Here is a 23,660-nt window from a genome sequence, read left to right as displayed (position 1 = left end):
GCAGAAGATGGGGGTTTGCCCTATGCGGCGCGCGGCAGATCACGCCCGGTTGATGCGGGGTGAGCACATGGAGGGGGTTAGGCCCCGGAAGGCGGGGTTTTGTTACAGCGGGAGGCGCGGACTCCCGGAAATGTTGCAAGATTCCGGCGCGGATCAATTGACAGGCTCCCACGTGGACCCTATTGAGCGGCTTCTAACACAACCGGCAGCCCGAATCCGATCGCGGCGGCCTGAACCGATCCGAACCGGAGCAAGCGCCATGAAACGCACTTTCCAGCCTTCCAACCTCGTCCGCAAGCGGCGTCACGGGTTTCGCGCACGTATGGCCACCAAGGCCGGCCGCAAGATCCTCAACGCCCGCCGTGCACGCGGCCGGAAGAGCCTGAGCGCCTGAGGCGCCGCGGGGCAGAGATGCCCGGCGTAATGGCTGAGGTTGACAAGACCGCCGGGGGCGAAAGCCCTGCGGCGGTTTTCGCTTGTCTTGAGATCATGAAGCAACGGGCCGAGTTTCTGGCCTGCGCCAAGGGACGGCGGGTGCATTGCCCGGGGTTCGTGGTGCAGGGGCGGCGGCGCGGCGAGGGTGACGGGGCTGGCGGCGTGCGCGTGGGCTTCACCTGTTCCAAGAAGGTGGGCAATGCGGTGGCACGCAACCGCGCCAAGCGACGGCTGCGCGAGATTGCACGGGCGGTGCTGCCGAGCGCGGCGCGCGCGGGATGGGATTATGTGCTGATCGGGCGGGCCGGAGAGACGGCGGCGCGAGACTTTGCCCTGATGCAAGACGAGCTGCGCGCCGCTTTGGAAAAGCTGCATGGCTAGGCCGGGCGGGCTCTTCGCGGGCCCTTGGCCGCTCATCGCCCCCGCGAGCACGCCTCGAAGGGCGGCCGAGCGGGCCACCGGGGGCCGCTCTTCAAGGCCTATCGGCCATTCATCGCAGCTGCGAAGAGGCCCGCTTGGGCCGATGAGCTGCCCCGGACTGGCGCGATGACCCTTCTTGCCCGCCTCTTCGCCCTGCCCGTCCGCGCCTATCGGCTGATCTTCTCGCCCTGGGTTGGGCACAACTGCCGCTATCATCCCACCTGCTCGGCCTATGCCCTAGAGGCGCTGGAGCGACATGGCGGGCTCAAAGGCGGCTGGCTCGCCTTTCGCCGCATCCTGCGCTGCCACCCATGGGGCGGCTCGGGCGTGGATGAGGTGCCGAAGTGAGCCCACCGCTGCGCTATACGCCCTGTGCTTCCACGGGCGGGCCATTGCGCTGAACTCCGCGCGCCTCAGCGGGCCGCAGTTAGATTGTGGAAGCTGCGGGACGCGTCTCGATTGACGTAGGGGCAGGTGGCGGGCGATGCTGGGCCATTGCAAATCGGAGATTTCTCATGACCCGCCGCCTTTTCCTCGCCCTCCTCCTCGCCGCAGCCGCGCTTGCCACAACGCTGGTGCCCGGCACGGCCTCGGCGCAGACCGTCTATGTGCAAGACACGGATGACGGCTATCTCAACCTGCGCCGCGGCCCCAGCAGCAAGCAGGGCATCCTGATGCGCCTCACCGCTGGCACCGCCCTGCAAGTAACTGGAGCGCAGGGCAACTGGCGGCAGGTTATCTTGCCTGACGGCATGCGCGGCTGGGTGCATGGCCGCTACATTGCGCAGCAGTATTTTGCCCAGCGGCCCTATTCCTTCGTGGTGCGCCGCACGAGCGATGGCTACCTCAACATGCGGCGCGGGCCGGGCACGCGCTTTGGCATCATCCGTCGGCTCCACGCTGGGCAGATGCTGCTCTGGAACGGCGTGCGAGACGGCAACTGGACACAGGTGCAACTGCCCGATGGCACCACCGGGTGGGCCAGCGTGAAGTATCTCACGGCGGTGAACTGAGCGCCCGAAAACGCCGCCGCGTGTCGCCTTGAGGCAAGCCCGGCCCGCTTTGGCCCCTCACCCTGAGGACAGCCAAGGGAGGTGCCCATGCCCGATGATCTCTCCGCCGTCCTCCGCCCGATCGGGGCGGCCCGGGGCCTGCCGAACGCGCATTACACCTGCGAGGCCACCCATGCCGCCGAGCGCGATGCGCTGCTTTGGGGTGGCTGGGCCGGGATTGGTGTGGGGGCGGATGTGCCGGAACCGGGCGATGCGAAGCCACTGGAGTTTCTCGGCCTGCCGCTGCTGATGCTGCGCGGGCGTGACGGGGTGCTTCGCGTCTTCCGCAACACCTGCCGTCACCGCGGGATGATCCTTGTGGACAGGCCCCGCAAGATCGAGGGGGCCATTCGCTGCCCCTATCATTCATGGTGCTATACCCATGACGGGCGGCTGGTGGCCACGCCGCATGTGGGCGGGCCGGGGATGAACCGCGCCGAGGGCATCGTGAACGACGCGCTCGGGCTGGTGGAGGTGGCCAGCCATGTCTGGCGCGATGTGGTGTTTGTGGATGTCAGCGGGCAGGCCGAGCCCTTCGAGAAGGTTCACGCCACGCTCCTCACCCGCTGGGCGGAGGTGGATGCGCCTCTGCATCACGGCGGGGCAGACAGCCGCTTTACCCTCGATGTGGCCTGCAACTGGAAGCTGGCGGTGGAAAACTACTGCGAGAGCTATCACCTGCCGTGGGTCCACCCCGGGCTCAACAGCTACTCCCGGCTGGAAGACCATTATCACATCGAGGCCGAGGGATTTTCCGGCCAAGGCAGCACGCTCTATCGGCAGATCAGGGGCGCGGCGGGTGAGGTTTTCCCCGACTTTCCCGGCTGGCCGGAGAGCTGGGAGGAGGGGGCCGAGTATATCGCCGTTTATCCCAACGTGCTGATGGGTGCCCAGCGCGACCATGCCTTTGCAATTGTGCTGGAGCCGACAGGGCTGGCGACAACGCGGGAGCATGTGCACCTCTACTACGCCACGCCCGAAACAGCAGCCGCGCTGCGGGCACAGAACACCGCGCAATGGCGCGAGGTCTTTGAGGAGGATGTCTTTGTGGTGGAGGGGATGCAGCGCGGGCGCGTGGGGCCGGGGTTTGACGGCGGGCGGTTCTCTCCGGCGATGGACGGGCCGACGCATCGGTTTCATCAATGGGTGGCGGCAAGGCTGATGGGATGAGCCTTGAAGCGCGGCTGCTGGCAGCGCATGCGGCGGGGGACCGTGCTGCGCTGGCTGGCCTTTATGCCGAGGCGGCAGAGGCTGGCGAGCCGGGTGCAGGGTTTTTCCTGACGCAGGCCTGGGTGTTTGCGCTGGAGGCCGGGCTTCCTGAAGCCGAGGACTACGCGCAGCAGCTTCGCGCAACGGGCCGGGCCTGAGCGCGCAAAAAAAGGCCCCCGCCACAGGGGCGAGGGCCGTTCGACCTTCGAGGGAAAAAAGGCCTTACGCCGCGAGGTTCAGGCGCGGTCGTCGATCACGAGGGTGACTTCGCCCTCGCCTTCGCTTTCAAAGCCCACCACATCGTCTGCGGTGTAGCCTTCTTCTTCGAGGGCGGCGGTCAGCTCGCTGTTGGCTTCGATCGCGTCATGGAAGCCCGCCATCACGTTGGCTTGGGCGTTCAGCGCGGTGTCGAGGGCGTTGGCCCGTTCGTCGCCTTCGATCTCGCTCAGCAGAACGGTATCGACGGTAACGTCAGCACCAAGCGCCTCGATCTCTGCGGCGGCTCCGGCTGTGGTGCCGCTGTTCAGCCCCGAGATCACCGTGCCGTAGTTGACCTGCGCATCGGCGCTGGCCCCGCCTTGCACGTCCTGCGCGGTGCTGGTCACGGCGTTGTTCACTTGAGACGCGCCGCTTTGAGCGGTTTGCGCGGCTCCGGAGGCAGCACCCTTTGCATCTGCCTCAACGTCTGCGCCGACCGAGCCGGCAACGGCGGCAGTGCCGAGCGAACCGGCCAGAACGGCGGCGATTGTGCTTTTGGCAAGGTTGGTCATGGTTTCCTCCATTTCAGTTTCCGCGGCGAAGTGTGCCGCTGGTGTAGGGCGACAACGGCGGGGCGGCCCGGCTGTTCCGGCTTGTGGCTCCGCTGCGGCCTGAGGGCGCGAACGCGCAGGATGTCGCTCAAACCGGGCGCTCGGCTCCGCAGGTTTTTGCGGGTTCACGGAGGCTTGGTTTGAACGTGTGGGCCCGCTTCCCCAAGGCTCCGGTTTCTGGCATAGGCTGCCCATGCTCGACGAATCCGACGATATTCACCCACTGTTTCACGGTGCCCCCTCGACCACGGAGTTCAAGAAGCTCCGCAAGCGGCTTGTGCGCGATACGCGGGAGGCGATCGAGCAATACGGGATGGTCGAGCGTCGCCCCGGAGGCGCACAGGACAAGCCACGCTGGCTGGTCTGCCTGAGCGGTGGCAAAGACAGCTACACACTGCTGGCCGTCCTCCACGAGTTGCAATGGCGTGGGCTGCTGCCGGTGGATCTGCTGGCCTGCAACCTCGATCAGGGCCAGCCGGGCTTTCCCTCAACGGTGTTGCCCGCGTTTCTTGAAAAAATGGGCGTGCCGCACCGGGTGGAGTATCAAGACACATATTCCATCGTGGTAGACAAGGTGCCTGCCGGGCGGACGATGTGCGCACTTTGCTCGCGGCTGCGGCGGGGCAACCTGTATCGGATTGCGCGGGAAGAGGGCTGCTCGGCGGTGGTGCTGGGCCACCACCGCGATGACATCCTCGAAACCTTTTTCATGAACCTCTTCCACGGCTCGCGGCTGGCCACCATGCCGCCCAAGCTGGTGAACGAGGAGGGCGATCTGTTTGTCTATCGCCCGCTTGCCCATGTGGCCGAAGCGGATTGCGAGAAGTTCGCGGCGGCGATGAACTACCCGATCATTCCCTGTGACCTTTGCGGCTCGCAGGACGGGTTGCAGCGCCAACAGGTAAAAGCCCTGCTCGACCAATGGGAAGCCAATCATCCGGGCCGGCGGCAAAAGATGTTTCGCGCCCTGATGAACACCCGCCCCTCGCATCTGCTCGACCCGGCGATCTTTGATTTCATGGGGCTGGAGCGGCGGGTTCAAGATGATAATGAAAATTCGAATGAAATCGCCCCACCCGTCTTAAGAAACTGATCACGCCGATTGCCTAGCTTGCCCGCGTGGCGGCTCCGACCGGGCCGCAAAGGCATGAGGGCGTCATGATGCAAGGGCTGAAGGCCAGCGTTCTGAAATTGCGGCGGGTGCTGCGTCAGGGATTTTTCCGGCCACAGATCATCACCTTTCTGCCGGCGCTGATGCTCGCGGGCTACTGGTTTGGCGGCGAAGGGGTGATTCTGATCGCCGCGCTGCTGTTTCCCGTGCTGGCGATGATGGGCGGGCTGTTTGAAAAGGGCGGGGCCGGGCGGCGCGATGGTGCGACCGATCTGCTGTTGCGCGAGGACTTTCTTGACCTGTTGGGCGAAGCGATTCCCCGCGCCGAGGCACAAAACTGGTCGACCGCCTGTTTTGTGCTGGAAATCGACGACTGGGCAGAGCTGGTGGACCGGGTTGGCAAGACCGGCGCGGAGACTGTGCTGCGCCGCACCGGCGAGCGGATTGAAAGCGCGATGCGCGGCGCGGATTTTGCCGCGCGGCTGGACGGCCCCCGCTTTGCCGTGGCGCTCGACCCGGTGCGCCGGATCGACCTTGATGTTGCACTGAACATTGCAGAGCGATTGCAGGGCACCGCCGGGCAGGCCGTGAGCATTGATGCGACCTCGGTGCATGTGAGCGTATCCATCGGCTTTTGCCTCAACACGCGCGCACCCCAGCAAACCGCCCCCTCCCTGCTCGGGGCCGCCGAGATTGCCGCCGAGGAGGCCCGCGCAAACGGGTCGGGCGGCACCCGCGCCTATTCCCGCGAGATGCAGGCCCAGATCAGCGCCCGCCACGCGCTGGTGGACGATTTGCTGACAGCCTTTTCTGAAGGCCAGATCAAGCCATGGTTTCAACCGCAGATCTCGACCGACACCGGCAAGATCACCGGGATGGAGGCCTTGGCCCGCTGGCTGCACCCTGATCGCGGGATGATCGCCCCGGCAGATTTTTTGCCCGCCATCGAGCAAGCCGGGCTGATGGAACGGCTGGGCGAGGTGATGCTGCACCACAGCTGCACCGCGCTGCGCGCATGGGACAGGGCGGGGGTGAAGATTCCGACGGTTGGGGTAAACTTTTCTGCCGCTGAGCTGCGCAACCCCAAGCTGGGCGACCGGGTGAAATGGGAGCTCGATCGTTTTGACCTCGCCCCCGAGCGGATCACCATCGAAGTGCTGGAATCGGTGGTGGCCGATAACGATGACGACACCATCACCCGCAACATCGCCAACCTCGCCACCATGGGTTGCCCTGTGGATCTTGACGATTTTGGCACCGGCCACGCCTCCATCAGCTCGATCCGCCGCTTTGCCGTGAGCCGCCTGAAGATTGACCGCAGCTTTGTGATGCGCGTTCACGAGGACCGGGAGCAACAGAAGCTGGTTTCGGCGATCCTGCTCATGGCCGAGCAGCTCGACCTTGATACGCTGGCGGAAGGCGTGGAGAGCATTGGCGAGCATGCGATGCTGGCGCAACTGGGCTGCGGCCATATCCAGGGCTTTGGCCTCGCCCGCCCCATGCCCTTTGAAGACACCATCGCCTGGGCGGAAAAACACAACGCCAAGATCGTCGAAACCCCGATTCTCAAGGGCCTTGCGCGGGAGTGACGCAGCCCCTGCGCAGTAACATTTCCGCCCTTTCGGCTTGACCTTTCGGCCCTTGGGCGATTGAACCGGCGCAACTTGAATTCAGCGCGCGGTACTTCTGCATGGACGACCAGAACAAGAACCTCATTCTCGCCACGGCGCTCAGCTTCTTGGTGATCTTGGCCTGGTTCATCATCTTCCCGCCGGAAGAGCCTCCGCTGGACCCGAACGCCCCCCCCGGTGCCGAGCAAACAGCCGACGGCACGCCGACGGTGGCAGACGGCAACACGACCGTGCCGGGCAGCGCCGATGGCTCGGCCCCGGCGGCCTCTGGCAATGGTGCCGGCCCCGATGCCGTGGCCGACGCTCCGCGCCTGACCATCGACACCCGCAACCTCTCCGGCTCGATCAGCCTGATCGGCGGCCGCGTGGATGACGTGAGCCTCAAGCGCTACACGGTGGATGTCGACAGCGAAGAGATCGTGCGCTTGCTTTCGCCCGTGGGCGAGACCAACCCCTATTACGCGCTCTATGGCTGGGCCCCCGGCGCGGGCCTCACCCTTGAGGACGTTCCGGGCGACGACACGGAATGGACCGTGGAAGAGGGCGAAACCCTCACCGCCCAAACCCCCGTCACCCTGCGCTGGGACAGCCCCTCGGGCCTGATCTTCCGCCGCCTGATGGAGGTGGACGACGAGTTTTTGATCACCGTCGAGCAATCGGTTGAAAACCCCACCAGCGCCGCCGTCCGCGCCCAGCCCTATGCCATCATCAATCGCCACGGCCTGCCCGAGCTGACCAACTTCTTCGTCATCCACGAAGGCGTCATCGGCCAGCATGAGGGCGAGCTGGTGATCGAGGATTACGACAACGTCACCGACTTCACCGGCACCGGCGAGGTGTTTGAGAACGTCACCGATGGCTGGATCGGCTTCACCGACCACTACTGGATGACCAACCTCATCCCCGAGCCGGGCCAGCCCGCCACGCTCTCGGTCAGCTACAAGCCCCGCGGCGACATCTACCAGACCCTCAGCAAGCAGCCCACGATGGACGTTGCACCGGGGGCCACCGTCACCTCGCGCAGCCACCTCTTTGCCGGCGCGAAGGAATGGGAAGTCATCAAGCACTACCAGGACGACCTCGGCTTCGTCGATTTCGTCAACACGGTGGATTGGGGCTGGTTCTGGATGCTGACCAAGCCGATCTTCCGGGGCCTGCACTGGCTCAACGGCCTGATCGGCAACATGGGCCTCGCGATCATCGCGCTGACCTTCCTGATCAAGGCCATCCTCTTCCCGCTGGCCTACAAGAGCTACGTCTCGATGGCCAAGATGAAAGAGCTGCAGCCTGAGATGGAGAAGCTCAAGGAAAGGGCCGGTGACGACCGCCAGAAGCTGCAAAAGGAGATGATGGCGCTCTACAAGAAAGAAAAGGTGAACCCGGCTTCGGGCTGCCTGCCGATCTTGTTGCAGATCCCGATCTTCTTTTCGCTCTACAAGGTGATCTTCGTCACGCTCGAACTGCGTCAGGCTTCCTTCTTCGGCCCGTTCCGCGACCTTTCGCAGCCCGACCCGACCTCGCTGTTCAACCTCTACGGCCTGCTGCCCTGGGCCAACCCCGAGCCCGGCTCGATCCTGGCGCTGGTCTTCATCGGCATCCTGCCGCTGCTGCTCGGTATCTCCATGTGGCTGCAGCAAAAGCTGAACCCCGCCCCCACCGACCCGACGCAGCAGATGATCTTCGCCTGGATGCCCTGGGTGTTCATGTTCATGCTCGGCGGCTTTGCCTCCGGCCTCGTGGTCTACTGGATCGCGAACAACACGATCACCTTCATCCAGCAGTACACGATCATGCGCACCCACGGGCACAAGCCTGACGTGTTTGGCAACATCAAGAAGAGCTTCAAGCGAAAGCCCAAGGGGGACGCTGCCAACGCTGACAGCAAGCCGGGCAGCAAGAAGTGAGCGCAACGCTCGCCCAGATCTGGCGCCACCCGATCAAGAGCCACGGGCGCGAGCGTGTGGGCGAGGTGGAGCTGAAGGCGGGCGAGTCGATGCCCTTCGATCGTCGCTGGGCGGTGGCCCATGAAGACAGCGCCTTTGACGGCGAGTGGGAGCGGTGCAGCAACTTTGCCATCACCACCCACCGCCCGCGACTGTGCCCCTTCAACGTGGTGCTCAATGAGGCGGGCCCGGAAATTACGGCCACCCACCCCGAACTGAGCGAGCTGCGCTTCAACCCAGATGACGCGGCAGATGCAGCCCGCTTCGTGGAGTGGACCATGCCATTGGCCCCCGAAGGCCTGCCCAAACCGGCGCGACTGGTTTCCCTGCCCGAGCGGGGCTTTACCGACAGCGCGTTTGCCTCTGTCACCCTGTTTTCCATGGCGAGCCACCGCGCCGTCGAGGCTGCTCTGGGCCAAGAAATCACGCCACTGCGCTGGCGCGGCAACCTTTGGGTTGAGGGGCTGGATGCTTGGGAAGAGTTCGAGTGGATCGGGCGTGAGTTCAAAGTGGGTGAGGCGGTGCTGCGCGGCATCGAGCGCACCCAACGCTGCCCAATGACGATGACCAATCCCGAGACCGGCGAGCGCGATGTGCCGACGGTCAAAACCCTCGCATCCCATTTCGGCCACAAGGATTTTTCGATCCGCTGCGAAGTGCTCAAAGGCGGGCGCATTGCCGAGGGCGCGGAGGTGCAGGCATGAGCGCCCCCCTCCCCTTCCCGCTGGCCGAAGCGCCTGATGCCCCCTCCGAAGAGGCCGCCCGCAAGCTGTTTGCTGGCGAGATCACCTTTGTCAAAGGCGTGGTCGCGATGGACGGCCTGCCCCCCGCCGACCGCCCCGAGGTGTGCTTTGCCGGGCGCTCCAACGTGGGCAAATCCAGCCTCATCAACGCGCTCACCGGGCGCAGGGCGCTGGCGCGGGCCTCTAACACCCCGGGCCGAACGCAGGAGATCAACTATTTCGACCTTGCCGAGCAGGCCTTTCTGGTCGACCTGCCCGGCTACGGCTTTGCCAAGGCGCCGATCCCGGTGGTCGAAAAATGGCAGCGGCTGCTCAAGGCCTACCTTCAGGGGCGCGTCACCCTGCGCCGCGCCTTCGTGCTGATCGACTCGCGGCACGGCGTGAAGGCGGTGGACGACGAGATCATGAGCCTGCTCGACAGCGCCGCCGTCACCTTTCAGGTTGTTATGACCAAATCCGACAAGGTGAAGGAAAAGGACCGCGCCAAGGTGCTGGAGCAAACCCGCGCCGCGCTGCAAAAGCACCCCGCGGCCTTTCCCGAGATTGTGCTGACCTCCAGCGAAAAGGGCGATGGCATTGCCACCCTGCGTGCTATCGTGCGCCGAATTACGCTGGAAGGTTAGGCCCCGCGCCTGACCATTTTCTTGCTGTAAATATCCCCGGGGGCCGCCTTTGGGGCGCCATTGGATCCAGCCCAATGGCGACGGGGCAGCGCCCCCACCCCAATGGTGAGGCTTGGCACGCCCGCCGGGGCGGCATAGGAAGGGTAAATCCTTCCGAGGCCTCAAGAGATGAAGACCCAAAGCATGAACCGCGACTGGATCGCCACCGCCCGCACCCTCTCCGAGGCCCTGCCCTACCTCAAGCGCTACGTTGGCGCGACTGTTGTTATCAAGCTCGGCGGCCACGCCATGGGCTCTGACGAGGGGATGGCCAGCTTTGCCCGTGACGTGGTGCTGATGAACCTCGTCGGCGTGCATCCGGTGGTGGTGCATGGCGGCGGGCCGATGATCAACGACATGCTCAAGCGGCTTGGCGTTGAGAGCGAGTTCATCAAGGGTAAGCGCGTCACCGACGAAGCCACCATTGAGGTGGTCGAGATGGTGCTTTCGGGCACTGTGAACAAGCGGATCGTGCAAGCGATCAACGCGCAGGGCGGCCGCGCTGTGGGGCTCTCGGGTAAGGATGCCAACATGATGGTCTGTGACCCGACAGACCCGGAGCTTGGGCTTGTTGGCACTCCGGTGGAGGTGGTGCCCGATGTGATCCGCCAGTTGCATGACGATGGCTATATTCCCGTGGTCGCCCCGCTCGGTGCGGGCCGCGATGGCGAAACCTTCAACGTCAACGGCGACACCGCCGCCGGGGCCATAGCCGCCGCCCTCAAGGCCGACCGGCTGCTGCTGCTCACCGATGTCAGCGGCGTGAAGAACGCCGAGGGCGAGGTGATGACCCAGCTGAGCCCGGAGAACGTGAAAGAGCTGACCGACAAGGGCGTTATCGCCGGCGGGATGATCCCCAAGACACAGACCGCGCTGGATGCGATCGCGGGCGGGGTGCGGGCCGTGGTGATCCTCGATGGTCGCGCGCCCAATGCTGCGCTGTTGGAGCTGTTCACCGACCATGGCGCAGGCTCGCTGATCCGCCGCGAGGTGAAGTGAGCTATCACGAAACGGCCCGGCTTGCGGCGGAGCATCGCCTTGAAATCTACGGCGGCTTCCACCCGGATGAGGGCGGCACGCTGCTGCTTCTCGGCCCCGGGGGCGGGGTGTGGGAGCATGTGAGCGCCGCGCCCGAGTTTGAGCACGCCAAAGACCCGCTAGACCGTTGGTCGCGCCGGGTGATCGGCGGGATGGCCGAGGCGCTTGGGGCGGAGGCGCTGTTTCCCTTCGATGGGCCGCCTTGGCACCCGTTTCAGAGCTGGGCGCAGGCCACGGGGCGCTGCTGGGAGAGCCCCGTGCGCCTGCTGGTGCATGATCGCGCCGGGCTTTGGGCCAGTTTTCGCGGGGCGTTGCGCTTCAGCGAGCGGCTGGCCCTGCCCGAGGCTACGGCACCCCGCCCATGCGAGGCTTGCGCCGCGCCCTGCCTCACTGCCTGCCCGGTGGGCGCGCTTGGCCCGGATGGTTACGATACCGCCGCCTGCCACGCCTATCTGAACACCCCGCCGGGTGCCGATTGCCTGAGCCGGGGCTGCAAGGTCAGAAGGGCTTGCCCTGTCTCTGCCGCCTTCCCTAGGGTAGAGGCGCAATCGGCTTTTCACATGTCACATTTCCACAAGCCCGGGACGAATTGATGCGTCAGCTTATGCTTCTCCGCCACGCCAAATCCAGCTGGGACGATCCGCTGGCAGATGATTTTGACAGGGCGCTGAACGAGCGCGGGCGGCGCGGGGCGGCAGCGATGGGCGACTGGATGCGCTCCAACGGCCTTGCGCCCGATCTGGTGCTTTGCTCCGCCGCGGCCCGCACGGTGGAAACATGGGAGCTGCTGAAGTTCGAGGCCGAGGTGAAGTATTCACCCGGGCTCTATCACGCAGGCCCCGACAGGATGCTCGCCGCGCTTCAGAAGGCAGAAGGCGAGCGGGTGATGATGGTAGGCCACAATCCCGGTATGGGTGCGCTGGCGGCGATGATGGTGCGCAATGCGCCGGTTCATGGCCGCTTTGGCGACTATCCGACCTGCGCCCTCACGGTGGCCGAGTTCGATATCAAGGATTGGGCCGACCTTGCCCCGCGTCAGGGCCGAGTGCTGCACTTTCTCACCCCGCATGACATCGAAAACGCCAGCCCGCACGCGTAAGGCCCGGCGGGCTCAGGCCGCATCCAGCACTTCAACCGCGAGGATGGTGGGGAGGTGGCGTGCGATCTCATCCCACGTGTCGCCCTCATCTGTGCTGGCAAAGACCGAGCCGCTGTTGGTGCCGAAGTAAACGCCCGCAGGCGTGCGGCTGTCGCCTGCCATGGCCTGCCGCAGCACGGTGAAGTAGCAGGCCTCTTGCGGCAGCCCCTTGCGCATCGCCTGCCAGCTTTCGCCGCCATCCCGCGAGCGCCAGACGGCGCAGGCCGCCTCGGGCGGAAAGCGGCCTTGGCTGTCTCCGTTGAGCGGGATGCACCACAGGGTGTGCGGGTCTGACGGGTGAACGCGGATCGGAAAGCCGAAGGTGGAGGGCAGGCCGGGAGTGATATCCTCCCAACTGCGCCCACCGTCAGGCGAGCGCCAGACACCGTGGTGATTTTGCTGATAGAGCAGATCGCCCTGCCCCGGCGCGCGCATCATGTTGTGAACGCAATGGCCGGTTTCGCCGCCTTGCGGGGCCGCCGGGTGGCTGTGGCCCTCGCAGGCCTCAGCATTTGAAAGGCGATTGCGCCGCTCCCAGCTCTTGCCGCTGTCTTCCGTGGCAAACACCCCGGCAGCAGAGAGGGCCACCCACGTTTTGGCCGGGTCGGTCGGGTGGGCGACGATGGTGTGCAGGGTCAGCCCCGCCGCACCGGGGCTCCAGCTTTCGGCGGAGGGGTGGTTGGTGAGGCCCTCGACCGCCTCAAAGGTTGCGCCCCCATCGGTGCTGGCCAGCAGGCTGGCGGGCTTGGTGCCTGCGTGGAGCGTGCCGTGCGCATAGTTGAGAGACCAGATTTGGCTAAACGCGCTCTCAAAGGGCAGCGGCGCGCCGGTGATGCCGAAGAACTTGGCCGTGTCGGGGTCATCCGCCGCCCAATCATCCATTTCGCCCTTGGTGAGCCGGGTGTTCTGCCAAGTAGCGCCGCCATCCTGCGAGCGCCATATGCCTGCGCCGGTAAAACTGCTGCCACCGCCCGCCCAGATGGTGCCTGTGTCCGGGTCTCCGATAGCGTGGTTGATGCACCAGCCGTCACAATGCGGGCCAGAAACGGCCCAACCGGAGCGGTCCTGCGCCCCATCTAGGATGAAGGCGCCCTTGGTCGTGCCGATCAGAAGTTTCACCATCAGATTCGCCCTCCCTTCAGGGAGGTTAACACCGACGGGCCTCAGCGCGAAAGAAAAGTTGATATCCACCTAGTTTGCGGCAGAAGGCTGCAGGCACAAAAAAAAGCCCCGGGCTGTGCCCGGGGCTTTCTGTTGGGTGGTGGGCCGATGCCCCCGTTTTCAGTGGCCGAGGATCTGGCTGAGGAACAGCTTGGTCCGCTCGCTCTTGGGGTTGTTGAAGAACTCCTCGGGCTCGTTCTGCTCCACGATCTGACCCGCGTCCATGAAGATCACCCGGTTTGCGACCTGCCGGGCAAAGCCCATCTCGTGGGTCACGCAGAGCATGGTCATGCCCTCTTCGGCCAGCTCGATCATGGTATCGAGCACCTCCTTGATCATCTCCGGGTCGAGCGCCGAGGTGGGCTCGTCGAAGAGCATGATCCGGGGCTTCATACAGAGCGAGCGGGCGATGGCCACGCGCTGTTGCTGACCGCCCGAAAGCTGGCCGGGGTACTTGTCGGCCTGCTCGGGGATCTTCACCTTTTCGAGGAAGTGCATCGCCGTGGCTTCGGCTTCCTTCTTGGGCACCTTGCGGACCCAGATCGGCGCGAGGGTGCAGTTTTCGAGGATGGTGAGGTGCGGGAAGAGGTTGAAGTGCTGGAAGCACATACCCACCTCGGAGCGGATCTTGTCGATGTTCTTTAGGTCCGATGTCAGCTCGGTGCCGTCGACAATGATCTTGCCCTCCTGATGCTCTTCAAGCCGGTTGATGCAGCGGATCAGCGTGGATTTGCCCGAGCCCGAAGGCCCGGCGATGACGATCCGCTCGCCGCGATTGACCGTCAGGTCGATGTCGCGCAGCACGTGGAAGGTGCCATACCACTTGTTCATGTTGCTGATTTCGATGGCGACCTCGTCGCTCACCTGCATCTTGGAACGGTCGATTTCGCGGTCTGTTGCAAGGTCAGACATAGGTGGGGCTCCTTAACGGTGGCCAGTCTGAAGCTTGCGCTCCAGATACATGGAATAGCGGGACATGCCGAAGCAGAAGATGAAGAACAGCAGGGCGATGAAGCCGTAAAGCTCCCAGACCACCCCGTTCCAGGCCTGGTCGGCGCGGATCGAGTTGGACAGGCCCAGCGGATCGAGCAGGCCGATGACCGACACGAGCGTGGTGTCCTTGAACAGCCCGATGAAGGTGGAGACGATGCCCGGGATCGAGATCTTCAGCGCTTGCGGCATGATGATGAGGCGCTGCGCCTGCCAGTAGTCGAGGCCGAGCGAATCTGCCCCCTCATACTGGCCCTTCGGCAGAGCCGCGAGGCCGCCCCGGATCACCTCGGCCATATAGGCGGCCGAGAAGAGCGTGGCCATGATGATCACCCGCAGGATGATATCAAAGCTGGTGCCCGGCGGCAGGAAGATGTTGAGCAGCGTCGAGGCGACGAAGAGCAGTGTGATCAGCGGCACGCCCCGGATGAACTCGATGAAGCCCACGCAGAGCGATTTGACGATCAGCAAGTCGGACTGGCGGCCCAGCGCCAGCACGATGCCCAGCGGCAGCGAGCAGGCGATGGCGACAACGCCGATGGTGATCGACAGCATCATGCCGCCAAAGTCACGCGAGGCGACCGGCTCGATGGCCAGCGGGATGACCGAGGCCAGCCCTTGCTGCACGTAGCCCGAGATGATCAGCCACCAGAGCAACGCCGCGACAACGGCGAGAATGATCGCACCGAGCTGGCTGATCACCTCACTGGTGAACTTGACCATGGCCCAGAGGATCACGAAGCCCAGCGCCGCACAGATCGGTGCCCAGATGGTGCCGCCCCAAAGCAGCCACGGAAACAGGAAGGGGTAAATGGCGCTGAACCAGAGCAGTTGCGATGGCACCCTGTCGGAAAACAGCACCGGGGCCAGCGCCACGAAGAGCAGCACAAAGGCAAGGATCGGGCGCCAATAGAGCTCGGCGGGGTAGAAGCCAAACAGGAGCTGAATCCAGCGTTCACGGATCACCCCCCAGCAGGCACCAGAGGTGCCGTGCTCTCCCACCATCCCGGCGGCGGTGAGCATCTCGCGGCATTCGCCCAGCGAGGTGGCGTTCCACGTGGGCGCAAAGAACCAAGGCACCAGCATCCACAGGATCCAAACCACGAAGGCGGTGCAGAGGATGGTGACGATGGTGTTGAACGGGCCGGTGAAGAGGTTTTCCTTGCCCCAGCCTAGGATACCGATGGTCGAGGCAGGCGGCTCGCGCTGCTCCAGCATGGTATCGCGGACATAGGCAACGGTATCGGCGTGCGTGTTGCTCATCTTACCTCTCCACCAGTTTTACGCGGTTGTTGTACCAGTTCATGAACGCCGAGATGCTCAGCGAAATGATGAGGTAGATCAGCATGCCCAGAAGCAGCGTCTCCAGTTCCTTGCCGGTCTGGTTGAGCGTGATGCCCATCAGCGTGCCGGTCAGGTCCATGTAGCCCACCGCAATGGCGAGCGAGCTGTTTTTGGTCAGGTTCAGATACTGCGAAATCAGCGGCGGGATGATCACCCGCAGCGCTTGGGGCAGAACGACAAGGCTCATGATCCGCTTGGGGCGCAAGCCCAGCGCGGCGGCGGCCTCGGTTTGCCCGCCAGAGATGGCGAGAATACCGGCCCGCACGTTCTCGGCAATGAAGGCCGCGGTGTAGAGCGACAAGGCCAGCCAAAGCGCGATGAGGGAGTTCCTCATGTAGGTGCCGCCCTGAAAGTTGAAGCCCTTCAGCGCCGGGTAGCCGAGGTGAAAGCCCAGTGCGACGAGCACGATCAGCAGCGGCAGGACAAAGCAGGCAAGGCGCAGATACCAGGTGGTTGGCCGCACGCCCGTGGCTTCTTGAATGCGGTCGGCCCGGCGCTTGATGAAGCCCGCGCCAATGATGCTGCCGACGACCACAGCGATGATCAGCAGCAGGTCGATGCTGATGTCGAAGTTCAGCGAGCTGTTGCCGAAGAGGTGAATATCTCCCAGCGAGCGCGAGAACAGCGGCTCGGGGATATAGACCCCACGGTTGGTGACGGCGACGGTATCGAACACCTTCATCGTCGCTTCCGGGTCTTCCCCTCGGAAAGCGCGTGGCGCAGGGAGGGTTTCGATCAGGATCGCCATGGCGAAGACGATCCAGAGCAGGACCGGCACATTCCGGAACATCTCGACGTAAACGGTCATCAACCGGCCGATGAGCCAGTTGGGCGAAAGGCGCAGAACCCCGACGATCACCCCGATAACGGTGGCGGTGATGCAGCCCAGAACGGCCACCAAAAGCGTGTTGAGCAGGCCGATGAAGGCCGCGCGCAGGTGCGAGTTCTGGTTGTCGTATTCGATCAGTGTCTGATTGATGTCATAGCCCGCGGGCTCACCGAGAAAGCCGAAGCTCACCGTCTTGCCGCTGGTTGCGAGGTTTTGCGCCGTGTTGCTGATGAGGAATCCCACCAGCAGCAGGAACCCGATCAATGCCACCACCTGAATCGTCATCGACCGGTAGCGGGTGTCGTAGATGAGCATGGAAGGCCTGAAGCCAGCCTTCGGCGGATCCGTGACAGTTGCCATGTTGGCGCTCCCCCGAGCTATGTGTGGCTACACCTTCCCCGTCTGCGGGCGCGGGCCCGCGAGCCATTGGGTGCAGCTGTTATTGAATTGGTCTTGTCCCCGATCGCGAAGGGGCGCGGCCTTTCGGTCCGCGCCCCCTGCTGTTTTCTTACCGGAACGGCGGTGCGTAGAGCAGGCCGCCGTCGGTCCACTGGGCGTTGAGCCCGCGCGACAGACCGATCGGAGTGCTCTCACCGATGGTGCCGCCGAAGACTTCGCCGTAGTTGCCCACGTTCTCGATGATCTTCTTGGCCCAGTCAGCCTCGAGGCCGAGCATCTCGCCGAGGTTGCCCTCGGTGCCCAGAAGGCGGTTCACTTCCGGGTTGTCACCGGCTTCCATCGACATCTCGCCAACGTTGGCGGAGGTCACGCCATACTCTTCGGCGGCGATCATCGCGTTGAGCGACCAGCGCACGATGTCACCCCATTCGCTGTCGCCGTGGCGCACGAGCGGGCCGAGCGGCTCCTTGGAGATGATCTCGGGCAGGATCACGTGGTCGCCTGCGTTCTCGAAGGTGGAGCGCGTCGCGGCGAGGCCGGAAGCGTCGGTGGTGTACACGTCACAGGCGCCAGCGAGGTACTGCTGCTGGGCCTCGGCGTTGGTTTCGATCGGCACCGGCTCGTAGCTCATGTTGTTCACACGGAAGAAGTCCGCGAGGTTGAGCTCGGTGGTGGTGCCGGTCTGGATGCAGACGGTGGCGCCGTCGAGTTCTTTGGCCGAGCTCACGCCCAGCTCCTTGGGCACCATGAAGCCCTGACCGTCGTAGTAGTTCACGCCGACGAAGGTGAACTTGAGGTCCACGTCGCGCGAGAAGGTCCAGGTGGTGTTGCGGGCCAGCATGTCGATCTCGCCGGAGGCAAGAGCGGTGAAGCGGGTTTTGCCGGTGGTGGGCACAAACTCGACAGCGGTCGGGTCGCTCAGCACGGCGGCGGCAACGGCGCGGCAGACGGCCACGTCGAAGCCCTCCCATTCGCCCGAGGCGTTGGGCGCGGCAAAGCCGGGCACGCCAGTCGCCACGCCGCAGTTCAGCTTGCCGCGTGCCTTCACGTCGTCAAGCGTCGCCGCAGCGCCAGCGGTGGCGGCAAGGCCAGCGGCGGTTACTGCGCCAAGAAATAGCGATTTTTTCATTTTTACCTCTTCCTGATCTTCCGGTGCCGTTTTGATACGGCTTTCCGTGATGGGTACCGACGAATGCGCCGATATGCGTGAGTAGAGTGCCCAAAGCGTTGTGACACCACAGAAGTGGGTCAAGTTGGCCGAATTCGTTGCGAAACGTCAAGTGCGCCGCTGGGGTGTTCGTTGGTAGAAAAGAGAAAATTGCCCTAATCTTGGGCAATTCCCCTACGGCACTCGCCTAATAAGCGAAACGTTGAGAATCAGGCAGCCGGGCGGGAGATGCTGTGCAGGGCCGCCGCATGCAAAAAATCACCGCGCTTGCGGGCGGCGACTTCGGTGGCCTCTTCATCCTCGCCCCATTGGGCGATCTGCCAGTCTTCATCCACCCGGCTCAGCGCCCAGAGCTCCTCGGGTGAGGCCTGCCCCTCCAGCGCGGCAAACCCGATAATAAGCGAGCCAGACAGGGCTGTTAGATCATGCAGCGCCGTCAGCGCAAAGGCATCCTGCCGTTTGACCAGCGCCCGCAGAACCTCGACGCTGGTGGCTGGTTGGCGCACATGCATCACCCCTGTTGTCATGATGAGTGGCGCATTCAGCACATCGCGCGCCCAGTCCACCAGCGGATCCCAGGCTTCGGCCTGGCGAGCGACGAGGGCGGCGGGGCTCTCGGCGCGATAGCAGATCAGGTCACTCTCGCCATAGGCGGCGACGATCTCGGTCACTTCGGCGTGTTGTGGGGCAACCCTGTCGATTGCGGAGTTCGCGGAGCGGGTGAAGGGCATGGTCGCCGGGTTGATCTTATCGCCCTGTGCCTCCCATTCGGCGGCCACGGCATGGGCCAGCGGCTCACTCGGCAAGAGCAGCGCAGCCTTGGCCGGGGTTTTCAACGGGCGACCGTCGAGATGCACGGCAAAACTCTCGCCCTCGGGCACCACGTTGGCCGCTTTCCAGAATCGTTTTGCTGCCCACTCCGCCATGTCTCAGCCTCCCGTCGCCCGCAGGATCGCCTCCGGCAGCGCCCCAGCTTCGTCCACAACCTCGCCCGCCCCCGCCTCGATCAGCGCGCCCGGCGGGTGGTAGCCCCAGCTCACGCCAAGCCCCGCGATCCCGGCGTTGCGGGCCATCTCCATGTCAAAACTGGTATCCCCGATCATCACCGCCTGCCCCGCCTCGCAGCCGGTTTCGCGCAGCGCCGCCTCCAGCATCGCCGGATGGGGCTTGGAGGGGTGGTGGTCTGACACCTGCTCGGAGGTAAACACACCCGCAAGCCCCGACGACTTGAACAGCGCATCAAGCCCGCGGCGGGATTTGCCAGTGGCAACGCAGAGCAGGTTTTCGGGCGTGCGGGCAAGATCATCCAGCAGCTCGCGCATGCCCGGATAGAACACCGCAGGCTCGGATGTGCGGCGAATTTCCACAAAGGCATCCTTGTAGCCCGCCACCATGGTCTGCACATCCTGCGGGCTGGCCTCGGGGCACAGGCGAGCGATGCCCACATCGAGCGAGAGGCCGACGATGGAGAGGATCTGCGCGCGCGGCGGGGCCACCCGGCCAACGGCGGCAAAGCCCTCTGTCATCGCGGCGACAATCTCGTTCTGGCTGTCCACCAGCGTGCCGTCGACATCGAAGATGATGCAGCGCAGCGCGGTCATCCGTAATCCTCAAAGGGATCGTCGGCGGCAAGGTCTTCTGTCCAGCCGAAGGTGTTGAAGGTGTCTTTCATATGCTCGGGCAGCGGCGCGGTGACGGTGACGGGCTTCTTTGTGACCGGATGGAGGAAGGTCATCGAGCGGGCGTGCAGGTGCAGCTTGCCCGAGATGATGCCGCCCATCTTGGCGCCCCAGCCGTCGCCCATGTTCTCCTGCCGCGAGCCGCCGTATTTGCCATCTCCGGCAATCGGGTGGCCGATCTCGGCCATATGGGCGCGCAGCTGGTGGGTGCGGCCTGTGATCGGCTCCAGCGCAACCCATGTGGCCCGGCCCGCCACTCGGTAGAGCGCGGAATAGAGCGTATGAGCCCGCTTCGCGCCCTCGGTGGCTTCCACTTCGCGCGGGAGGACGCAGAGCATCTTCTCGCCCGCGCCCCTGCCGCCCGGTGCCTTCACGAGGCCAAACTTGATTTCGCCGTTGTAGGGGTGGGGCACGCCCGCGACCACGGCCCAATAGATCTTGCGGGTCTCCTTGTGGCGGATCGCTGCGGTCAGCTCTGCGGCGATACGCCGGGAGCGGGCGAGGAGGAGAACGCCGGAGGTGTCCTTGTCGAGCCGGTGGACAAGGCGGGGCTTGTCCTCGGCATCGAATTGCAGCGCCTCGGCCAGCCCGTCAACATGTTTGGTTTGGCCCGACCCGCCCTGCGTTGGCAGGCCGGGGGGCTTGTTGAGGGCGATGATGTGGTCATCCTTCCAGATCACCGCATCGCGGATCATCATCGCGTCTGCCTCGGAGATGGTGCTGCGCTTCGTCGGCGTTGGCGCGGCGCCCTCTGGCAGCGGCGGAATGCGCACCTCCTGCCCCTCTTCCAAACGGGTCGCGGCCTTTACCCGGCCACCATCCACCCGGATCTCGCCTTTGCGGCACATCTTCTCGATCCGGCCCTGCGGCACATGCGGAAAGATGCGGCGGAACCAGCGATCAAGCCGCTGCCCGGCATCATCGGCGGAAACGGGGAGGGTCTGGACGCGGCTCATGCGAAGAGGCCACGGCCGATGAGCAGCCCCGCGAAGAGGCAGAGGATGGAAAGAACAACCGAGGCCAGCACGTATATGCCCGCCGTGCCGAGCTGGCCGCGCTCGAAGAGCGTGACGGCATCGAGCGAGAAGGCCGAGAAGGTAGTGAAGCCACCGAGCATGCCCGTCATCACGAAGGGGGCCCAGGCCTGCCCGCCGCGATGGGCGACGACAGCAGCGAAGAGCCCCATGATCAGCGAGCCGATCACGTTGACGGTGAGCGTGCCCCAAGGAAAGCCGGGGCCGAACAGCCGAAGCGTGGCCACCCCGGTGAGGTAGCGCAGAGAGGCCCCGATGGCCCCGCCCAAGGCAACGTTTGCGACTGTAAGTAACATGGGCGCGGTTTTGCGCGGGGGCGGGGGAGAGTCAAGCGGCGAGGGCCGCTCTGACGCGGCGGCGCGGGCGCTGAAACGCCCGCCGAGGAGACTCGGGCGGGGCGCGAAAGATTGTTTCTTCATCCGGTGAAACATACCGAAAATGACACCGAAAGAAGGCGGGAATGAGACGTCGGGCACGGCGCATGTTATACTTTATCTAAAATTTTCAGAGCCTTGCAAGTTTTCGCCGCCAAGCGCAAAAACCCAACTATCCGGATGATCCAGCCCGATTATGGCCACGAACGGGGAGCAAATCTTGGGCATTGAAACACTTCCTGGAGTTACCCAACATGAGTACCAACCTTAAATCCCTGACCAATCTTGACGGCTTTATCGGCGCTTGCCTCGTCGATAGCGACTCCGGCATGATGCTGACGGCTGAAGAAGGAAATGGCGGCCTTGATCTTGAGGTTGCAGCTGCCGCCAATATGGAAGTCGTGCGCGCAAAGAACGCCGCGATGAAGGCGCTGGGCCTTGAAGACGCTATCGAAGATATCCTGATCTCGTTGGGCACCCAGATCCACCTGATCCGCCCGCTGGCCTCCAACCCCGACATCTTTATCTATGTCGCCCTGGACCGCGCCAAGGCAAACCTCGGCATGGCGCGCCTTCAGGTGAAAACGACCGAAGGCACCATCAAGGTGTAATTGAAGCTCCAGCCGGGTCGGTCTCTTGCCAGATACGACCCGGCTGGCATCCTGCCGGTTGGCAGGCTTTCAAACAGGACCATGGGCGAGCTTTCCTGGAGCAATCCCATGGCCCGGTTCGATTTCAGGCTTAAACTCGCAGGTTATTTTTGCGGCAGCTCATCGAAAGCCGGCTTGTAGCCGCTGCTTTCGTAGCGTTCACGCGGAATACCGATGGGGTTCCCTACACCCTTGTCCACAAATGCGACCTCCATACCGCTCGAATGCGTGGTGCGGTAAACTCCGGTTGCGTCACTCATCTTGCTCTTCCCTTCTTACTGTCTTGAGGCTTCTTCCTGGTGCCCTCCACTGTGGCAAAATGATCCGGAAAATGTGTCGTGAATTGGAAGCGCAAAAGGTAATGTCTCGGCATGAAACTGGCCTGACTGTGCACTCCGGCACAGAAATGTCGTGCCCCAAAAGAGGCTCTGAAACAGGCGATTGGTGTTAGCCCTTGTTTCGCTTGGCCCTGAGCCCCGCAAACCACTCCACCCGCTTTTTCAGCTCACGCTCAAAGCCGCGCTCGACGGGCTGATACCAGACCGGGCGCTTCATGGTGTCGGGGAAGTAGTTTTGCCCCGAAAAGCCGTCTTCGGCGTCATGGTCATATTGGTAGCCATCGCCATAGCCTTGCTCGCTCATCAGCTTGGTGGGCGCGTTGAGGATGTGTTTGGGCGGCGGCTCGGAGCCGGTTTTCTTGGCAGCGGCGCGGGCGGCCTTGTAGGCGACGTAGACCGCGTTGGATTTGGGCGCGAGGGCGATGTAGGTGAGCGCCTGTGCCAGCGCCAGTTCGCCCTCGGGGGAGCCGAGCCGCTCATACACTTCCCACGCGTGCAGGCAGTGGGTTTGCGCGGCCGGGTCAGCAAGGCCGATGTCTTCCACCGCCATGCGGGTGATACGGCGGGCCAGAAAGCGCGGATCTTCTCCCCCCTCCAGCATCCGGGCGAACCAGTAGAGCGCGGCGTCAGGGTCTGACCCGCGGACGGATTTGTGCAGGGCGGAGATCAGGTTGTAGTGCCCGTCACCCGACTTGTCGTATTGCGCGGCGCGGCGTTGCAGGCGGGCGGCAAGCGCCTTCGGGTCGAGCTTGGTATCGGCCTTCCAGCCCGCCACCTGCTCCACGAGGTTCAGCAGCGCGCGCCCGTCGCTATCGGCCATGCCAAGCAGGCTTTCGCGGGCCTCGCCGGTAAGCGGCAGCGCGTGGCCCACCTCCTGCTCGGCGCGCAGCAGCAGCTTTTCGAGCGCCTTGCCGTCCAGCCGGTTTAGCACCAGCACCTGCGCGCGGCTCAGGATAGCGGCGTTCAACTCGAAGGACGGGTTCTCGGTGGTTGCCCCGACGAGCACGATGGTGCCGTCTTCCATGTGGGGCAAAAAGCCATCCTGCTGCGCCTTGTTGAAGCGGTGGATCTCGTCGACGAAGAGCAGCGTGCCCTGCCCGTTGCTGCGGCGGTGCTTTGCCGCTTCAAAGACCTTTCGCAGTTCGGGCACGCCGGTGAAGATGGCGCTGATCTGCACGAACGCGAGGTCGGTTTCATGGGCGAGCAAGCGGGCGATGGTGGTTTTGCCCACGCCCGGCGGGCCCCAGAGGATGAGCGACGAGAGGCTGCCCGAGGTGAGCATGGCGCCCAAGGGCGCATCGGGGGCGAGCAGATGCTCCTGCCCGATCACCTCCTCCAACCGCGCAGGGCGCAGCCTGTCGGCCAGCGGGCGCGGGGCGCTGCCTGCGGCGGGCTCTGAGGCGGAGGTGTCGAAGAGATCGGCCATGGGCCAGATGTAGGGCGTTGCGCAGGCAAGGGGAAGCGTTTCGCCCGGGGCAGCGCAGGGCCGCCCCGGGCACGCGG

27 protein-coding genes are annotated in these 23,660 nt (G+C 64.4%); 15 read left to right on the top strand and 12 right to left on the bottom strand.

Annotated elements, in window-relative coordinates; genetic code table 11:
* Positions 1 to 259: 259 nt before the first annotated feature.
* From rpmH to ACXAG6_RS04000, 6 genes are all read left to right on the top strand, one after another.
* Positions 260 to 394 carry a 50S ribosomal protein L34 gene (gene rpmH, locus ACXAG6_RS04025; RefSeq protein WP_012177012.1) on the top strand — a complete coding sequence of 45 codons (135 nt, stop codon included), beginning with the start codon at positions 260 to 262 and terminating at the stop codon, positions 392 to 394.
* Between the two features lie 29 nt (positions 395 to 423).
* Positions 424 to 816, top strand: a complete 393-nt coding sequence (gene rnpA / locus ACXAG6_RS04020; RefSeq protein WP_475335242.1) for a ribonuclease P protein component — start codon at positions 424 to 426, stop codon at positions 814 to 816.
* Between the two features lie 165 nt (positions 817 to 981).
* Complete coding sequence (gene yidD, locus ACXAG6_RS04015; protein WP_475335239.1) at positions 982 to 1,203, top strand: membrane protein insertion efficiency factor YidD; 222 nt, start codon at positions 982 to 984, stop codon at positions 1,201 to 1,203.
* Positions 1,204 to 1,370: 167 nt separating this feature from the next.
* On the top strand, positions 1,371 to 1,868 hold the full coding sequence (locus ACXAG6_RS04010; protein WP_475335238.1) for an SH3 domain-containing protein: 498 nt from the start codon (positions 1,371 to 1,373) through the stop codon (positions 1,866 to 1,868).
* 87 nt (positions 1,869 to 1,955) lie between these two features.
* A complete protein-coding gene (locus tag ACXAG6_RS04005; RefSeq protein WP_475335235.1) occupies positions 1,956 to 3,077 on the top strand; it encodes an aromatic ring-hydroxylating oxygenase subunit alpha in 1,122 nt (373 codons plus the stop codon).
* A complete protein-coding gene (locus ACXAG6_RS04000) occupies positions 3,074 to 3,274 on the top strand; it encodes a hypothetical protein (RefSeq protein WP_475335233.1) in 201 nt (66 codons plus the stop codon). Before ACXAG6_RS04005 ends, ACXAG6_RS04000 begins: the two co-directional genes overlap by 4 nt.
* Positions 3,275 to 3,352: 78 nt before the next feature.
* Here ACXAG6_RS04000 and ACXAG6_RS03995 read toward each other — a convergent pair whose 3' ends face one another.
* Positions 3,353 to 3,886: a nicotinate phosphoribosyltransferase gene (locus tag ACXAG6_RS03995; protein WP_475335231.1), complete on the bottom strand. Its 534-nt coding sequence runs from the start codon at positions 3,884 to 3,886 to the stop codon at positions 3,353 to 3,355.
* 232 nt (positions 3,887 to 4,118) lie between these two features.
* On the opposite strand from ACXAG6_RS03995, the gene ttcA reads away from it, so the two are divergent.
* From ttcA to ACXAG6_RS03955, 8 genes are all read left to right on the top strand, one after another.
* Positions 4,119 to 5,018 (top strand): tRNA 2-thiocytidine(32) synthetase TtcA, encoded by a 900-nt coding sequence (ttcA, locus tag ACXAG6_RS03990; RefSeq protein ID WP_475335229.1) that lies wholly within the window; start codon positions 4,119 to 4,121, stop codon positions 5,016 to 5,018.
* Positions 5,019 to 5,044: 26 nt separating this feature from the next.
* Entirely contained in the window at positions 5,045 to 6,625 is a 1,581-nt protein-coding gene (locus tag ACXAG6_RS03985; RefSeq protein WP_475335227.1) for a putative bifunctional diguanylate cyclase/phosphodiesterase, read from the top strand.
* Between the two features lie 101 nt (positions 6,626 to 6,726).
* Positions 6,727 to 8,571 (top strand): membrane protein insertase YidC, encoded by a 1,845-nt coding sequence (gene yidC / locus ACXAG6_RS03980; RefSeq protein ID WP_475335224.1) that lies wholly within the window; start codon positions 6,727 to 6,729, stop codon positions 8,569 to 8,571.
* The gene (locus tag ACXAG6_RS03975; protein ID WP_475335222.1) at positions 8,568 to 9,314 is read left to right on the top strand and encodes an MOSC domain-containing protein; all 747 of its coding nucleotides are present in this window, start codon (positions 8,568 to 8,570) and stop codon (positions 9,312 to 9,314) included. Before yidC ends, ACXAG6_RS03975 begins: the two co-directional genes overlap by 4 nt.
* Positions 9,311 to 9,976, top strand: coding sequence for a ribosome biogenesis GTP-binding protein YihA/YsxC (gene yihA, locus ACXAG6_RS03970; RefSeq protein WP_475335220.1), 666 nt, complete (start codon positions 9,311 to 9,313; stop codon positions 9,974 to 9,976). The genes ACXAG6_RS03975 and yihA overlap by 4 nt, the downstream gene beginning before the upstream one ends.
* A gap of 168 nt (positions 9,977 to 10,144) precedes the next feature.
* Positions 10,145 to 11,014: an acetylglutamate kinase gene (gene argB / locus ACXAG6_RS03965; RefSeq protein WP_210410525.1), complete on the top strand. Its 870-nt coding sequence runs from the start codon at positions 10,145 to 10,147 to the stop codon at positions 11,012 to 11,014.
* Positions 11,011 to 11,646: a ferredoxin gene (locus tag ACXAG6_RS03960; RefSeq protein ID WP_475335217.1), complete on the top strand. Its 636-nt coding sequence runs from the start codon at positions 11,011 to 11,013 to the stop codon at positions 11,644 to 11,646. The genes argB and ACXAG6_RS03960 overlap by 4 nt, the downstream gene beginning before the upstream one ends.
* Positions 11,647 to 11,657: 11 nt before the next feature.
* Entirely contained in the window at positions 11,658 to 12,152 is a 495-nt protein-coding gene (locus tag ACXAG6_RS03955) for a SixA phosphatase family protein (protein WP_475335215.1), read from the top strand.
* Positions 12,153 to 12,164: 12 nt separating this feature from the next.
* On the opposite strand, the gene ACXAG6_RS03950 is transcribed toward ACXAG6_RS03955, so the two are convergent.
* From ACXAG6_RS03950 to crcB, 9 genes are all read right to left on the bottom strand, one after another.
* A complete protein-coding gene (locus ACXAG6_RS03950) occupies positions 12,165 to 13,313 on the bottom strand; it encodes a WD40/YVTN/BNR-like repeat-containing protein (protein ID WP_475335213.1) in 1,149 nt (382 codons plus the stop codon).
* Positions 13,314 to 13,472: 159 nt separating this feature from the next.
* The gene (locus ACXAG6_RS03945) at positions 13,473 to 14,264 is read right to left on the bottom strand and encodes an amino acid ABC transporter ATP-binding protein (protein ID WP_475335210.1); all 792 of its coding nucleotides are present in this window, start codon (positions 14,262 to 14,264) and stop codon (positions 13,473 to 13,475) included.
* 12 nt (positions 14,265 to 14,276) lie between these two features.
* Positions 14,277 to 15,605 carry an amino acid ABC transporter permease gene (locus ACXAG6_RS03940; protein WP_475335208.1) on the bottom strand — a complete coding sequence of 443 codons (1,329 nt, stop codon included), beginning with the start codon at positions 15,603 to 15,605 and terminating at the stop codon, positions 14,277 to 14,279.
* Between the two features lies 1 nt (position 15,606).
* Positions 15,607 to 16,875, bottom strand: a complete 1,269-nt coding sequence (locus tag ACXAG6_RS03935; protein WP_475335206.1) for an amino acid ABC transporter permease — start codon at positions 16,873 to 16,875, stop codon at positions 15,607 to 15,609.
* A gap of 148 nt (positions 16,876 to 17,023) precedes the next feature.
* On the bottom strand, positions 17,024 to 18,043 hold the full coding sequence (locus ACXAG6_RS03930; RefSeq protein WP_475335204.1) for an amino acid ABC transporter substrate-binding protein: 1,020 nt from the start codon (positions 18,041 to 18,043) through the stop codon (positions 17,024 to 17,026).
* Positions 18,044 to 18,291: 248 nt separating this feature from the next.
* Positions 18,292 to 19,008 (bottom strand): ATP12 family chaperone protein, encoded by a 717-nt coding sequence (locus tag ACXAG6_RS03925; protein ID WP_475335201.1) that lies wholly within the window; start codon positions 19,006 to 19,008, stop codon positions 18,292 to 18,294.
* Positions 19,009 to 19,011: 3 nt separating this feature from the next.
* Positions 19,012 to 19,683 carry an HAD-IA family hydrolase gene (locus ACXAG6_RS03920; RefSeq protein WP_475335199.1) on the bottom strand — a complete coding sequence of 224 codons (672 nt, stop codon included), beginning with the start codon at positions 19,681 to 19,683 and terminating at the stop codon, positions 19,012 to 19,014.
* Positions 19,680 to 20,717, bottom strand: coding sequence for an RluA family pseudouridine synthase (locus tag ACXAG6_RS03915; protein ID WP_475335196.1), 1,038 nt, complete (start codon positions 20,715 to 20,717; stop codon positions 19,680 to 19,682). The genes ACXAG6_RS03920 and ACXAG6_RS03915 overlap by 4 nt, the downstream gene beginning before the upstream one ends.
* On the bottom strand, positions 20,714 to 21,091 hold the full coding sequence (crcB, locus tag ACXAG6_RS03910) for a fluoride efflux transporter CrcB (RefSeq protein WP_475335193.1): 378 nt from the start codon (positions 21,089 to 21,091) through the stop codon (positions 20,714 to 20,716). The genes ACXAG6_RS03915 and crcB overlap by 4 nt, the downstream gene beginning before the upstream one ends.
* Positions 21,092 to 21,423: 332 nt before the next feature.
* Between crcB and ACXAG6_RS03905 the strand changes: the two genes are divergently transcribed.
* On the top strand, positions 21,424 to 21,780 hold the full coding sequence (locus ACXAG6_RS03905; protein WP_475335192.1) for a roadblock/LC7 domain-containing protein: 357 nt from the start codon (positions 21,424 to 21,426) through the stop codon (positions 21,778 to 21,780).
* A gap of 143 nt (positions 21,781 to 21,923) precedes the next feature.
* Here ACXAG6_RS03905 and ACXAG6_RS03900 read toward each other — a convergent pair whose 3' ends face one another.
* Together ACXAG6_RS03900 and ACXAG6_RS03895 are read right to left on the bottom strand one after the other, a co-directional pair.
* Complete coding sequence (locus tag ACXAG6_RS03900) at positions 21,924 to 22,079, bottom strand: hypothetical protein (RefSeq protein WP_475335189.1); 156 nt, start codon at positions 22,077 to 22,079, stop codon at positions 21,924 to 21,926.
* 187 nt (positions 22,080 to 22,266) lie between these two features.
* Complete coding sequence (locus tag ACXAG6_RS03895; protein WP_475335187.1) at positions 22,267 to 23,583, bottom strand: replication-associated recombination protein A; 1,317 nt, start codon at positions 23,581 to 23,583, stop codon at positions 22,267 to 22,269.
* Positions 23,584 to 23,660: the final 77 nt, after the last annotated feature.

This window comes from Vannielia sp. ABF1_015 (assembly GCF_056160745.1).
Note: the sequence above shows the minus strand (reverse complement) of the source record. Positions and strands in the feature narration are given on the sequence as shown.